General features: G+C 46.3%; 14 protein-coding genes, 1 tRNA gene and 2 rRNA genes. 7 read left to right on the top strand and 10 right to left on the bottom strand.

What is annotated here, in order from left to right:
* Positions 1–87 precede the first annotated feature (87 nt).
* The 6 genes from yigB to lptM are packed head-to-tail and all read right to left on the bottom strand — an operon-like array spanning position 88 to position 4708.
* Positions 88–810 (bottom strand): 5-amino-6-(5-phospho-D-ribitylamino)uracil phosphatase YigB, encoded by a 723-nt coding sequence (gene yigB / locus AC6R00_RS05420; RefSeq protein WP_500639586.1) that lies wholly within the window; start codon positions 808–810, stop codon positions 88–90.
* Entirely contained in the window at positions 810–1739 is a 930-nt protein-coding gene (xerC, locus tag AC6R00_RS05415; RefSeq protein ID WP_004745022.1) for a tyrosine recombinase XerC, read from the bottom strand. Before xerC ends, yigB begins: the two co-directional genes overlap by 1 nt.
* Positions 1711–2415 (bottom strand): DUF484 family protein, encoded by a 705-nt coding sequence (locus AC6R00_RS05410; protein WP_004745021.1) that lies wholly within the window; start codon positions 2413–2415, stop codon positions 1711–1713. Before AC6R00_RS05410 ends, xerC begins: the two co-directional genes overlap by 29 nt.
* A gap of 48 nt (positions 2416–2463) precedes the next feature.
* Entirely contained in the window at positions 2464–3294 is an 831-nt protein-coding gene (gene dapF, locus AC6R00_RS05405; RefSeq protein WP_239854309.1) for a diaminopimelate epimerase, read from the bottom strand.
* 10 nt (positions 3295–3304) lie between these two features.
* A complete protein-coding gene (lysA, locus tag AC6R00_RS05400; RefSeq protein WP_171325798.1) occupies positions 3305–4558 on the bottom strand; it encodes a diaminopimelate decarboxylase in 1254 nt (417 codons plus the stop codon).
* A gap of 30 nt (positions 4559–4588) precedes the next feature.
* Positions 4589–4708: an LPS translocon maturation chaperone LptM gene (gene lptM, locus AC6R00_RS05395; RefSeq protein ID WP_004745018.1), complete on the bottom strand. Its 120-nt coding sequence runs from the start codon at positions 4706–4708 to the stop codon at positions 4589–4591.
* A 75-nt stretch (positions 4709–4783) separates the two neighbouring features.
* Here lptM and cyaY point away from each other — a divergent pair, with 75 nt between their 5' ends.
* Positions 4784–5098, top strand: coding sequence for an iron donor protein CyaY (cyaY, locus tag AC6R00_RS05390; RefSeq protein WP_494506248.1), 315 nt, complete (start codon positions 4784–4786; stop codon positions 5096–5098).
* 53 nt (positions 5099–5151) lie between these two features.
* On the opposite strand, the gene AC6R00_RS05385 is transcribed toward cyaY, so the two are convergent.
* On the bottom strand, positions 5152–7680 hold the full coding sequence (locus tag AC6R00_RS05385) for a class I adenylate cyclase (protein WP_500639585.1): 2529 nt from the start codon (positions 7678–7680) through the stop codon (positions 5152–5154).
* A gap of 335 nt (positions 7681–8015) precedes the next feature.
* Here AC6R00_RS05385 and hemC point away from each other — a divergent pair, with 335 nt between their 5' ends.
* The 6 genes from hemC to AC6R00_RS05355 all read left to right on the top strand — a co-directional run bounded on the left by hemC (position 8016) and on the right by AC6R00_RS05355 (position 13054).
* Positions 8016–8954 carry a hydroxymethylbilane synthase gene (hemC, locus tag AC6R00_RS05380; protein WP_500639584.1) on the top strand — a complete coding sequence of 313 codons (939 nt, stop codon included), beginning with the start codon at positions 8016–8018 and terminating at the stop codon, positions 8952–8954.
* 6 nt (positions 8955–8960) lie between these two features.
* Positions 8961–9704 (top strand): uroporphyrinogen-III synthase, encoded by a 744-nt coding sequence (locus AC6R00_RS05375; protein ID WP_500639583.1) that lies wholly within the window; start codon positions 8961–8963, stop codon positions 9702–9704.
* Between the two features lie 3 nt (positions 9705–9707).
* Positions 9708–10922 (top strand): uroporphyrinogen-III C-methyltransferase, encoded by a 1215-nt coding sequence (locus AC6R00_RS05370; protein WP_500639582.1) that lies wholly within the window; start codon positions 9708–9710, stop codon positions 10920–10922.
* Positions 10922–12109, top strand: coding sequence for a heme biosynthesis HemY N-terminal domain-containing protein (locus AC6R00_RS05365; RefSeq protein ID WP_494506253.1), 1188 nt, complete (start codon positions 10922–10924; stop codon positions 12107–12109). Before AC6R00_RS05370 ends, AC6R00_RS05365 begins: the two co-directional genes overlap by 1 nt.
* Positions 12110–12267: 158 nt before the next feature.
* Positions 12268–12600, top strand: coding sequence for a c-type cytochrome (locus AC6R00_RS05360; RefSeq protein ID WP_500639581.1), 333 nt, complete (start codon positions 12268–12270; stop codon positions 12598–12600).
* A gap of 73 nt (positions 12601–12673) precedes the next feature.
* Entirely contained in the window at positions 12674–13054 is a 381-nt protein-coding gene (locus AC6R00_RS05355) for a hypothetical protein (RefSeq protein ID WP_500639580.1), read from the top strand.
* Between the two features lie 40 nt (positions 13055–13094).
* Here the strand turns inward: AC6R00_RS05355 and AC6R00_RS05350 are convergent.
* The 3 genes from AC6R00_RS05350 to AC6R00_RS05340 all read right to left on the bottom strand — a co-directional run.
* Positions 13095–13171, bottom strand: a tRNA-Asp gene (locus AC6R00_RS05350).
* Between the two features lie 31 nt (positions 13172–13202).
* Positions 13203–13318 (bottom strand): 5S ribosomal RNA (gene rrf, locus AC6R00_RS05345).
* 90 nt (positions 13319–13408) lie between these two features.
* Positions 13409–14416 (bottom strand): 23S ribosomal RNA (locus AC6R00_RS05340); the annotation flags it as partial.

The following is a 14416-nucleotide window of genomic DNA, read 5'->3' as shown; positions in this document are numbered from 1 at the left end:
TAAGACGTTGTTTATTTTGATTTATGTTTTGCTATACCGTAATCCAACTAAACCAATATGAAAAGTGTTGTTTTGGTCAGATGTTATTTACATCTCACTCAATAACAATAAGTCATGCAAACGATTCACTTCAACGTCTGGTAACACGCGGGCTTTATTGACGTGGTAAATATTCATACCTTGGTCATTATACCAACAGGCTTGAAAGCCACTTTGCTTTGCACCAACCACATCAGAAATTAAGTGATCTCCGACATGCAGAATATTCTCTGTAGGCATTGCTAAGAAAGATTGAGCCTTGTCGAACAACTGGGAGTGAGGCTTTGCATAGCCATCCGGCCCTGCTTTTAATACTAAAGAAAAATAGTCAGACAAACCGATCTTCTCGACATCTACATTACCATTGGTTATCGCAACTAATGGTAATCGCTTAGCGAGTTCTGTCAGTACTTCATGTGATCCCTGCGGGACAGTAAAGTCACTACGCAGGCGAAGCACCTCATCAATAGCCTCGTTCGCCGCTTGTTCTGCCTGCTGAGGTTGATAACCAAGAATATACAAGCCCTTCTCAATCTGCTTAAAACGCCACAGCGTGACGTCATTGAGCAGCCAAGGATCATCCTCCGCCAATGAGCGCTTTAAGTCATACCACCAGCGCAATGTCTTAGTGGCAGAAATAGGGTGATGCTTATGCAGCCAAGCCGCCATTTTTGCCTCAACCTGACGAATCACCGGGCGATTATCATAAAGGGTATCGTCAAGGTCGAACGTCATCGCTTGGATCGGTTGCAAATGGCGGAAAAACTGCATTACTCACTATCCTTCTTCTTCGCTCTTGGATGAGCCTGATCGTACACTTCGGCAAGATGCTGAAAATCTAAGTGGGTGTAGATTTGCGTGGTCGAGATATTCTCGTGTCCGAGCAACTCCTGCACCGCACGCAGATTGTTACTCGATTCCAGCATATGAGTGGCAAATGAGTGGCGCAATTTATGTGGGCTAATATGACTGGCTACCGACTGCTTTTGTCCCCACTCTGCCATTCGTTTCTGCACATTGCGATGTGAGATTCTTACGCCTAACTTAGAGACAAATAAACCATTCTCATCGCTATTGGCTACGCTAGCTCTTAGCTTCAACCATTTGGCGACCCACTCTGCCGCCATGCCGGAAAAAGGCACTTTCCGCTCTTTGTCACCTTTACCGACAACCCTAAGTTCGCCAGCGGAGAAGTTGACATCTTTAACATTGATACTGACCAGTTCAGCCAAGCGTAAACCCGCCCCATACATCAGCTCCATCATGGCTCTATCGCGTACCGCTAATGGATCGTCTTCGTTCACTTCAAGTAGTTGACCCACTTCATCCACATCTAGGTTTTTGGGCAGTGGACGTTTCTTACGTGGTGCTGAGACACCTTTAGCAGGATTTGCCGTCATTTCTCCACGCAAGATCAGGAAATCAAAGAAGCTACGCAGCGAAGATAAGCGAGTCGCCAAGCTGCTGGCTTTCATACCTTCTCGCATACCTTTACTGGCTAATTGACGCACCCAACCCGCATCAACCTGTTGCCACTCTTTAAGCCCCAAATGAGCCAGATGCTGCGCCATGGTTTCAAGTTGTTGTTTGTAGTTACGTTGAGTATGTAAGCTCAGCCCCTTTTCACTACGCAAATATTCGTAGAAACGTTCAAGGGGCCGTTGGAGACCATTAGGCAGAGGTGCTAGTGATTCGCTCATGGTCTTCGCTTTGCCAAGGTAGGCTGTCGACTAGGTGGGAAAGAACTAAGGCTAGATGGCGCAAGAATAAAGTATCCATATGCGGTTGGAAGTGTCCGCCATCGCTGCTCGAAAAGACCAGAACACCTTGTAGGGATTTCTTCTGTAGTGGTAACACCACGTAGGAGCCCATTTCCGGAGCACGTTGATTGTCACCAAACAACAATTCGCGATCCACTTTACGCATACGGCCTAGGTAAGCGCCCTTGCCATTGAGATGGTTGGTCGCAAAGCGTTGGTAATTTTCTTTGCTTAATGAATAGTAACTTGATTCGTTATCCAACAGACGAACATAAGCAATGAGATCGAGTGATTTAGCCATTTCTTCAATCGCTTTCACCACCGAAAGCAATGAATCGCACTTAAGGATTTGTTCCTGGAGCTGCATAAACTCATGGAACGTACGATCATTACTCTTTGCCAATGACATTAAAGCGGTGATCTCTTCTTCCAACTCTTCAATACGCTGACGTTGGCGGTTCATTTGTACATGTACCAATGAAACCGCACCTTGCTCTTGATGAGGTAACGCCAGTCTATCGACTAAATCTCGACGATGATGAAAAAAGTCCGGATTGTCACGTAAGTATTCGGCAACCACTTCTGCCGTAAGCGCATCCGCTTCAATTTGAGACACGTCTGATCCTTATTGTTTCTTATTATCTACCCAAAATAGTTGGGGCTATTAGCAGCTTAGTTGACCATCAAACACATGGGTAGCAGGCCCTGTCATATAGAGAGGTTTACCCTCGCCCTGCCATGCAATTTTAAGCGAGCCACCCGGCAAGTTAACCGTGACTTTCTCATCCAGTAATCCCTGAACAATGCCAACGGCAACCGCACCACATGCACCACTGCCACAAGCCTGAGTTTCTCCTGCACCGCGCTCATACACTCGTAAATTCACTTCATTGCGACTGACGACCTGCATAAAGCCAGCGTTAACGCGTTCAGGGAAACGTTCATGAGATTCCAATAGTGGTCCCAGTGTATCAACATCCGCCGTCGCGACATCATCAACCACAGTCACCACATGAGGGTTCCCCATACTGACTGCGCCGCAGAAAAGCGTCTTGTCTTCTGCACGAAGGATGTAGGTCTTCTCCGTTTGCTTAGCTTTAAATGGAATCTTACTCGGTTCGAATTCAGGCACACCCATATTAACCGTGACCTGATCATCTTCCTCGATGTTAAGAACCATTTTGCCTTTCTTAGTGCTGACACTGATGCTGTACTTATTGGTCAGCCCTTTCATGCGCACAAAACGAGCAAAACAGCGCGCGCCATTTCCACACTGTTCGACTTCACTGCCATCGGCATTAAAAATCCGATAGTGGAAGTCTGTTTCTGGATCATATGGCGCTTCAACCACGAGTAGTTGGTCAAAACCCACCCCAGTATGACGATCCGCTAAGCGGCGGATCAGATCAGGGGAAAAGAAAATGTTCTGGGTAATGCAATCAACAACCATGAAATCATTACCCAGACCGTGCATTTTAGAAAAATGGAAATGCATAAGACTCCAATTACTCCGGAAGTACGTTTTCAAGCGCCCACAGGCTAGATAGTTCTTCGCGCTGGCGAACTAGGTGTGCTTGCTTACCATCAACCATCACTTCTGCCGCTCGGCAGCGCGTGTTGTAGTTCGATGACATCACAAAGCCATAGGCTCCAGCAGATCGCACTGCCAAGAGATCGTTCTCTTGTAGCACTAATGCGCGGTCTTTACCTAGGAAGTCGCCCGTCTCACAGATAGGTCCTACTAGGTCATAAGTCACGGCTTCGCCTTCACGCGGCACAACTGGCACAATATCTTGCCAAGCTTGGTACAAAGCAGGACGCATCAAGTCATTCATCGCAGCATCAATGATGGCGAAGTTTTTATGCTCGGTATGCTTAAGGAATTCAACCTTAGTCAGCAGCAGCCCAGCATTTGCGGCGATGGCTCGGCCTGGCTCAAAAATCAATTCAAGGTCTTGATGGTTGTCTAAACGACCAAGCAGTGCTTTAGCATAATCTGAAGGCTCTGGTGGCAGTTCATCACGATAGACAACGCCTAAGCCACCACCCACATCAAGGTGCTTAATAGTAATGCCTTGTGCTTTAAGATCATCAATTAGCGCAAGCAATCGATCGGTCGCATCAATGAAAGGCTCGATGTCGGTTAGCTGTGAACCGATATGGCAATCAATACCTTGAACATTGAGGTTTTCTAGACTTTGCGCAAACTTGTAAACCGCAGGTGCACGGTCAAACGCGATACCAAATTTGTTATCACGTAAACCTGTCGAAATATAAGGGTGTGTATTCGCATCAACGTCTGGGTTAATACGCAGTGAAATTGGCGCTTTCACACCAAGCTCGCCAGCTACTTTGTTCAGGCGCTCTAACTCTGGCTCAGACTCAACATTGAAGCACTTAATGCCTAGCTCTAGCGCACGCTTCATTTCCGCTGCGGTTTTACCCACACCGGAGAACACTACTTTGCTTGGCTCACCACCAGCAGCAATCACACGCTCTAACTCTCCACCTGAGACGATGTCAAAGCCAGAACCCAAACGTGCTAAAGCATTTAATACACCAATGTTAGAGTTCGCTTTGACTGCGTAACAGACAAGGTGCGGGTGTTCGCCGACTGACTTATCAAAAGCATGCCAATGACGCTCTAGAGTCGCGCGCGAGTATACATAAAGTGGTGTACCAAACTGCTGCGCCAGTTCAGTTAATGAGACGTCTTCGGCCCATAGCTGGCCATCATCCTGATAGTTGAAGTAATCCAAAGTACTTTCCCTTATATTCTGATTATCGTTTTATTGTGAAGGTTGCTCTTTTTGTGGAGCGTCTTCAGGCATGTATAGAGGTCCAGTTTGACCACAGCCAGCTAAGCCAAGGACTGAAAAGATAAATAGCGCTAAGATTGATTTTTTCATGGGTTCTATCGTGATTATTCTGTCAATGCCCCCTATAATCGCACCACACTCAAGAAAAGCAATAGGATAGATTAGATGAACGATACTGAATTTCATCAGTTAGTAGATGTTCAAATGCAAATCATCGAGGAAATGATTGATGATTCAGGTGCGGACATCGACTACGAGACTTCTGGAAACGTAATGACACTGGAGTTTGAAGACCGTAGTCAAATCATTATCAACCGCCAAGAGCCAATGAAAGAGATCTGGCTAGCCTCTAAATCCGGCGGTTTCCACTTTGCGCTCGTTGAAGAGCAGTGGACTTGCTCGAAAACAGGTCTTGAGCTGATTGCCATGGTTAAGCAAGAGTGTGAAAAGCACAGCGATGAAGACATTGAGTGGGAATAGTCGCCCATTAAGAACAATAAAAAAGAGCATCTGTGGATGCTCTTTTTTTGTATCTAGGCGTTAACAATTTTGCTCGGTCTTGAGTAACTTGCTCCATCATTACGATACGGAACAATGTAAGACTCATCATCTTCAGGGTGAACAATCTGATAATACTGCGGTAGGTTGAAATTGATCAGCTTAGAAGACAACGGATTTTCATCTTGTACCGAGGTGTAGAAACTATTCACGCTCGCGATCATCTCGTCTTTCTCACCTTTGAACTGATGGTAGACTTCAACGCGATTCGCTTCATCCAGTACATAGATATTAAAGCCTTGCTCACTGTCTTCGAAGAAGAACTGGATCAGACCCTCACTGGCAAACCCATCAACAATTTCAGGTAGCTGGTAATCTTGCTCTTTATCAAGCATTAACAGCGGTGAACCCTTCAACTTATTGGTTGAGATACTGCGATAGAAGTCGACCGAGTTTTCCAGCATTTGTACCGAAACACCGCGACGCTCAAAGAACAAACCATAAGTTTGTTGACCAATACGCAACGCTTTAAAGCGACGGCGCTTTTCTTGTTCAACAGGTTTTAAGCGTAAATCGATACACTCAGCAAGAAGCTGATACACCATATTACGCATCACACCACGCAGGTTTTTGCTGTAACAGAACACATCAACTGACTCTGGTGGAATCGCATCTTGGTGCATTTTACCTAATACCGTTTTCAAGGCATCCAGCATGGCGGTTTCGCCTTTAAAATGCAGAGTACGCACTTCATGCCAAGAGTTACGATAAACCAAGTCGACACTGCCGACTAAACACTTCTGCTCAGAACCAAAACTAAAAATATCGGTCGTTTTAGGATCAAGCTTAAGTGATTTGCCGCTTAGCTCTGACGTTGGATCATTTTCGAAGTTGATAAACATCGCTAACTGGCTAATCTCACACGGGCTAGCTAGTGCCTGCATCGTCGGGCGACGCTTACGTAGTGAGAATGTATTACGCAAATCACTCACCATCTGATAAAACTTGTCGATATCAAGATGCGCATCGCGGATAACAGAATGTAATCGAGTCGATTCAGTGATTAGGCCGTTAAAGAAAGACCAAGCAACAAGCTTACTGAGATACTCGTTGTGCTCTAATGGCGCCTGACCAAGAATACGGTGTGGCGTAAGAGGTTGCTTATACAAGTACCAGCCAGACTGGTTAGTACGCCCTGGTCTCACTTCAATAAAAGTTAAGTCTGACTCGTGCAAATCAGGTGAAATCTGCGGGTTGAGCAGCGTCACCTTGCCAGGCAGGACTTCAAATGCCGCATATAACTTACGCGCAAGAATACTGATGTCTTGCGGACTGATCGCCGAAGTAATGTCATTGCGACGCGCAAACTGAATCAAGTTACGGTAGCTCTGCATCAAGGCATCAAGCAACGCATGATGTACCACTTTTACTTGCTCCACCTTCCAATTACGGCGGTCATCAAGTTCAGCGATCACTGAGCTATCCCAATCCCACTTCTGCACCATGTCAGAGAGTGCTTCACGTCGCCAAGCAACAGAGCCGACACTTGGCTCACGAGAGAGCTTTTCGTGCGTTTTAAGATAAAAACAACGACGCACAAGATCTAAACGAGTGGTATCACCAATACGCTCTAAATAGCGGGTGACTTTTTCTAGCATCAGATAATACGCATCCATACCATAAAGGTCGGGCTCATGCGCAAAGAAGCGGCGCTTAGTATCTAGGCTAAGGAGTTGAGTGTTAGGGTACTCCCACGAATAAGCTTCAAGCAATATGGCTTTTAAAACTGACTTATATGGCGAGTCGATACTCTTATATAACTGCCATAAGTTAGAGCCAAAATATTCCTCTGCAGGGATTCGATTAAGCTGACCGAAGTCGATCCATTTCGAACAATCGATATAACCTTTGCCACAGAGGTCTTTCACGTATTCGTCGTAGCACTCTTCCATTTCAGGAGGAACAATTTGCCACAGTAGACGTTGACCGGCGAGACGCACTGCGCTGCGATAGAACTCATCAAGCAGCAGTAAGTGTTGAGAAGAACCACAGTTATCACCCGTCATCTGTTCTGAGTGATTTGAACGGAATCGCTCTTCATCCATTAAGAAGAAGTTAGCTTCCACACCCTGCGTTTGAGCCCAATCGGTGATCAGCAAACATTTGTTAGTAAGACTTTCACGTTCGTCACAACTCATGCTTGGCGAAACGCACACCCAGATATCTAGATCACTGGAAGTACTTTGACCAATCGAGGAAGTACTGCCCATAGTGTACAGACCCAAGATCGCTGGGTTGTCACTGGTAGTAAGCGGCTGACCAATCGTTAACTGAGTATCTTCAACAAATTGTTGCTGGATGTCATTCAATTCAAACTCGCGAACACCAAATGGTACTTGCGCGTCGAAGTAACCAGGGATAACTGGATGATTGAAATGAAGCAGTGTTGGGATCAGATGGAACACACGCTGACTTGGCAAATCCATAAGAGCCAGCGCACGCTCAACACGTTGCTGGTTTAGGTTATCAAGTCTTTTAATTAGCGTCTTGGTGTAAGCCTGCAAGGGGGTTTCCTTGGTTCATATCCTAGATGGCACTTTGACTATTAATTGTTCTAAAGCACCAACAAAACGTGATCAATCTATCACTTTTCTTTGAGTTGGTAAAGAAATGTACGATCGATTCGACACAATTTTGCCCATCCGAAGTTGTCGCTCTTAGTGTGGTACGTAACTTCTATTAATAATAATAGCCTATTTTACAAACGAGACCTTAGTCACACTCTTTTAATCATTTTGTGCTAGCAAACACCTAAGCCTCATGCGGTCGAATAAGCAATAATACTTTTCTAGCTGACAATGGTAGGATTAAGCCATTATTTTGTTATCTGCAGAACACTATGACTCAACAAACTCCAATTCGAATTGCGACGCGCAAAAGCCCTCTTGCCCTTTGGCAAGCTCACTATGTTAAAGACGCTTTAATGGCTGCTCACCCTGGTTTAGAAGTTGAGCTAGTGACGATGGTAACCAAAGGCGACATCATTCTAGATACACCTTTAGCGAAGGTGGGTGGTAAAGGCTTGTTCGTTAAAGAGCTAGAAGTGGCTATGTTAGAAGGACGCGCCGACCTTGCCGTTCATTCAATGAAAGATGTCCCTGTCGATTTCCCTGAAGGTCTTGGTCTGGTGACGATCTGTGAACGTGAAGATCCTCGCGACGCTTTCGTTTCAAATACCTATAACAATATTGATGAGCTGCCTCAGGGTGCCGTAGTAGGTACTTGCAGCTTACGCCGTCAATGCCAGTTAAAAGAATCTCGCCCAGATTTAGTGATCAAAGAGCTACGCGGCAATGTAGGCACTCGCCTAGGTAAACTAGACGCAGGCGAATACGATGCCATCATTCTCGCTGCAGCTGGCTTGAAACGCCTTGAACTAGAAGAGCGCATCAAGAGCTTTATCGAACCAGAACAATCTCTACCGGCGGTAGGACAAGGCGCTGTAGGTATTGAATGTCGTCTTGATGACGAACGCCTAATTAAGTTACTAGAACCACTCAACCACAAAGAAACCGCCGATCGCGTACTGTGTGAGCGTGCGATGAACCTCACTCTAGAGGGCGGCTGTCAAGTACCAATTGGTAGTTACTCTCTAATTGATGGCGACAACATATGGTTACGTGCCCTAGTCGGCGAACCTGATGGTTCAAAGATCGTTCGTGGTGAGATTCGTGGCTCTCGTACTGATGCTGAAGCTCTTGGCATTACGCTTGCCAACCAGCTACTCGACCAAGGTGCGAAAGAGATCTTAACCAAGCTATACGCTGAGCACGAGTAACTCCTTATGGCAGTACTGGTCACTCGGCCGGGACAACAAGGCCGCTCGCTATGTAACAAGCTGTCAGAGGTTGGTATTGAAAGCCATCACCAACCTTTGATAGACATTCAGCCCGGAGAGCAACTCGAAGGGCTGGAAACATCCATTTCTCATTTCGATATTATCATCGCCGTCAGTCAGCATGCGGTGACATCTACCGATAGATACCTGCAAAAACTTGAGCAAAGTTGGCCCAATAGCACGACCTACCTTGCCGTTGGTCAAAAAACTGCACACGTTTTAAGCAAAGCAACCCGACAAACAGTACACTACCCAGAAGTCAGTGATAGTGAACATCTGCTACTACAAGACGCCTTACTCTCTATCGCCAACAAAAAGATCCTGATTCTACGAGGCAATGGAGGGCGAGAGTTGATATTCGATACTCTAGTCGCCCGTGGCGCTCAAGTTGAATATTGCGAGGTGTATAAACGAGAAAACCTAGCTTTCCGCTCAGATTTGCTCGTACCTATCTGGCAAAATGAAAAAATAACTCAATTAGTCATCACCAGTTCAGGTCAGCTTAGTTACTTTGTTTCTCAACTAACTGATGAGCATAAGGCCTGGCTGTTTACGCTCCATCTGTATGTACCCAGTGAGCGAATAGCGCAACAAGCACAAGAAGTCGGTTTTAAAGTTGTTACCAACACCTTCAGTGCCTCTAATAAAGTATTACTGGCTGCTCTCCGGCCAAGTGAAACAGGACAATAAGTAATGACCAAAAAAAATAACAACGATAACAATACCCCTGACCAAGAAAAAAAATCGGCAGAGGAAATAAGCAAAGCAACAAACGCGTCTGATACTACTGAAACAAAAGCGGAACAACCGGCCGTTGAACAAGCCTCTCAGCCTGAAGCCAAGTCTGCCGCAACTAAACAACCTGAGTTTGAAGAGAAGCAAGGTAAGCGCGGCGTAAAACTTGGCACTATCGCCATTGTCATCTCTTTATTGATAGGCGGTGGTCTCACTTTCCAAATGCAGCAAAAGAATGCTCAATATCAAGCGCAGATAGATGCTCTTCAAGCTCAACTAAAGCAAACTCAAACCAGTGTTCAGTCAGAACTCGATTCAACCAAGCAACAAGCTATTGCCAAAGCGACAGAAATTACCCACCGTGCTGAAACCGTTCTTGAGCAGCAGCAAAAAAGCATCGAAAGCCTACAAGTTGCGGTAGCTGACGTGAAAGGTCGCCGACCAAATGACTGGCTGCTCGCAGAAGCCGATTACTTAGTTAAACTAGCGGGTAGAAAACTGTTCTTAGAGCACGATGCCGTTAGTGCGACCAAACTGATGGAAAGTGCAGACCAAAGAATTGCGGCGCTTAATGACCCAAGCCTAGTGCCTTTGCGTAAATCTATGGCTAACGACATCACCAAACTAAAAACGGTTCCCCTGGTCGACAGAGAAGGCTTAGTGCTGCGCATCACGTCACTGCAACAACAAGTGGATAACCTGCCATTAGCCAATGCACTATTACCAGAAGCACAACAAGTTGAAAAACAGGTTGTTTCTGAAGATGTAAACGACTGGCAAAATAACTTAATGACGTCTCTAAAAGATTTCTCAGAGAACTTCATTACGTTTAGAACTCGTGATGGCAATGTCATTCCACTACTTTCTCCACAGCAACACTTTTATTTAAAAGAGAACATTAAAGCTAAGCTAGAGACCGCAATTAAAGCTGTTTACGTCGAGCAGCAAGATATCTACAGCACAGCATTAACGACTGCGGATAAATGGTCAGCGACCTTCTTTAACCAAAATTCTAATGAAGTGAAAGAGTTCAATAAGGCGCTTGAACTGTTAAGCAAACAGACGGTGCAGGTTGAATACCCAGTCAAACTGGAAACACAGCAGCAGCTCTCAGATGTGATTCGTGACCGCTTACGCCGAGAAGTCACCACCCTAGTGACGGAGGAAAACTAATGTTTCGAATTATTTTCCTCTTTGTCGTTCTTGGCTTAGGTTTGTTTGCCGGGACTCAATACGCAGGCCAGCAAGGTTACGTGCTAATCTCTGTAGCAAATAAAACCATTGAGATGAGCGTTACTACTCTGGTTATCTTTGTTATCGCCGCCCTCGCCGCCCTATTTGGTCTAGAGTTCTTGATTAAACGAGCACTTAGCGCGAGTTCAGCAACATGGAACTGGTTCAGCGTACGTAAAATGCGCCGCTCACGCCGCTATACCAATGAAGGCATAATCAAGTTGTTAGAGGGTGACTTCAAACTGGCAGAGAAGAAAGTCACGCGCTGGGCAAATCATCATGATATGCCGCTGCTCTGCTACCTGGTCGCTTCAGAAGCGGCACAGGGTATGGGTAACAACCAGCAACGTGACCGTTACCTAGAGTTAGCCTCCCAGCAGGAAAATTCGCAGCTAGCAGTGGAGCTTACCCGAGCTAAGCAGCAGATCCGTGATGCCAACTATAACGATGCGTTCGATACGCTCTCGAACATAAAGGGCAGCTATCCCAATAACGCTATCGTCTTGAATCTACTCAAACAAGTTTATATAGAGCTAAAGCTATGGCAGCCACTGTTAGATCTTCTGCCTAAATTAGTCAAAAACAAAATTGTCTCTAAAGAAGAGCAAGAGCCTTTGATGCAACGCGCCCAATGCGGACTGCTTAGCGATGTAGCAGAGCAGAAAGGCAGTGAAGGCCTCATTGCCCATTGGAATAGTCTACCGCGTAAGGCGAAAGTAGATGCTCACCTTGTTGAGTGTTTTGCTAAGCAGCTGATCTCGCGCCAAGCAGACAATGAAGCGTTTACTTTGATCAAAGAGACACTTAAAAAGCACCCTAACTCTGACCTCTACGCTCTATTGCCAGAGCTTAAGCTTGCCGATAATCACCCAGTAGTGACTTTCCTAGAAGGCGCTCTACGTAAAGACGCGAATAATGCAGAAGCACACAGCGCCATCGCTCAGTTCCATTTACGCAATGAAGAATGGAGTGAGGCTCAGCAGCACCTAGAGAAGGCACTATCTGTACGCTCTAATGTTTCCGACTACGGTTACCTGTCTGACGCACTAGAGAAGCAGAACCTAACTAAAGCAGCTCATGAGGTGTCTAAGAAAGCACTTACGCTTATCAAAGAACCTGCTGCTTAGTGGGTGAATAAGAGCTAAGTAAGCTTTGAAATAACAACGACCCTCAATTATCGCATCAGCCGATATTGAGGGTCTTTTTTTATCTGTACTATTTGTTCAGCTTGAGTTAATAAAGAATGCCATACCATTAAGCCATCATAATTATGAGGTTTAATCATATGAACAAATTAGCTCTTATTCCGCTGCTATCAATCTCTGCCATTTCTTTCGCACACGCTAACACCATCGATATAGAGAAAGGCGAGAATAACTATAAAACCCTGTGTATCTCATGCCATGGTGAAAAAGGACATGGTGATGGTATAGCTGGAAAAGCATTAGCAGAGCAGCCTTCCAACATCTATGCAGGCCTGAATTCATGGTTTGAAACAGAGGCCGAGCTGATTGACACCGTTCTGAATGGTAATGAAGGCATGCCAGCATGGAGCGCAGTTTTGACAGAGCAAGATGTAAAAGGGATCTTCGCCTACATCAATAAGGTCAACGATTAAGCGAGTTCGGTAGCGAGTCTCGAATGCTGTCTAGAAGCACGAGCAGATTGTCGAGGCTTGGCAACATCTTTCTATGGATGATGGATACGGGAACGGACTTCGTCCTACGGAAAACTGGAAAACTGGAAAACTGGAAAACTGGAAAACTGGAAAACTGGAAAACTGGAAAACTGGAAAACTGGAAAACTGGAAAACTGGAAAACTGGAAAACTGGAAAACTGGAAAACTGGAAAACTGGAAAACTGGAAAACTGGAAAACTGGAAAACTGGAGGATTGTGTCTTCTAGGAGACAAGTTCTGTCAACACCTTCAAACCCTTCTACTCTACCAACTTAATATCAACACTCACCTCTCGCACTCTCGCATCTCAAGCGAAGCGTTCCCGAGGACGCAGTCCGTTCCATCCCTTGCCCTTAAACGCAAGAAGCCCGTTGCGTCAGCAACGGGCTTCTAAAACGACAAAACCCAGTCCGAAGACTGGGTTTTTAAATAAGTGGCGGAGCGGACGGGACTCGAACCCGCGACCCCCGGCGTGACAGGCCGGTATTCTAACCAACTGAACTACCGCTCCGCACTGGTTAGACTCTAAGTCTAAATTTAAAGCCTGGCGATGTCCTACTCTCACATGGGGAAGCCCCACACTACCATCGGCGCTAATTCGTTTCACTTCTGAGTTCGGCATGGAATCAGGTGGGTCCAAATCGCTATGGTCGCCAAGCAAATTCTTAATTCGGAAAGCTGTTATTGTGTTCTCTACACATTCAATTCTGTTCTTGCTTTGAGTCCATCAAAACCCTTTGGGTGTTGTATGGTTAAGCCTCACGGGCAATTAGTACAGGTTAGCTCAACGCCTCACAACGCTTACACACCCTGCCTATCAACGTTCTAGTCTCGAACAACCCTTTAGGACCCTCAAGGGGTCAGGGAAGACTCATCTCAGGGCTCGCTTCCCGCTTAGATGCTTTCAGCGGTTATCGATTCCGAACTTAGCTACCGGGCAATGCGTCTGGCGACACAACCCGAACACCAGAGGTTCGTCCACTCCGGTCCTCTCGTACTAGGAGCAGCCCCCTTCAATCTTCCAACGCCCACGGCAGATAGGGACCGAACTGTCTCACGACGTTCTAAACCCAGCTCGCGTACCACTTTAAATGGCGAACAGCCATACCCTTGGGACCGACTTCAGCCCCAGGATGTGATGAGCCGACATCGAGGTGCCAAACACCGCCGTCGATATGAACTCTTGGGCGGTATCAGCCTGTTATCCCCGGAGTACCTTTTATCCGTTGAGCGATGGCCCTTCCATACAGAACCACCGGATCACTATGACCTGCTTTCGCACCTGCTCGAATTGTCATTCTCGCAGTCAAGCGGGCTTATGCCATTGCACTAACCTCACGATGTCCAACCGTGATTAGCCCACCTTCGTGCTCCTCCGTTACTCTTTGGGAGGAGACCGCCCCAGTCAAACTACCCACCAGGCACTGTCCTCAACCCGGATAACGGGTCTAAGTTAGAACATCAACACTACAAGGGTGGTATTTCAAGGACGGCTCCGCCGATACTGGCGTACCGGTTTCAAAGCCTCCCACCTATCCTACACATGTAGGGTCAATGTTCAGTGCCAAGCTGTAGTAAAGGTTCACGGGGTCTTTCCGTCTAGCCGCGGGTACACTGCATCTTCACAGCGATTTCAATTTCACTGAGTCTCGGGTGGAGACAGCGTGGCCATCATTACGCCATTCGTGCAGGTCGGAACTTACCCGACAAGGAATTTCGCTACCTTAGGACCGTTATAGTTACGGCCGCCGTTTAC

This window comes from Vibrio sp. R10-SF1-ISO8 (assembly GCF_059833805.1).
This window is presented reverse-complemented; position numbering and strand designations above follow the sequence as displayed.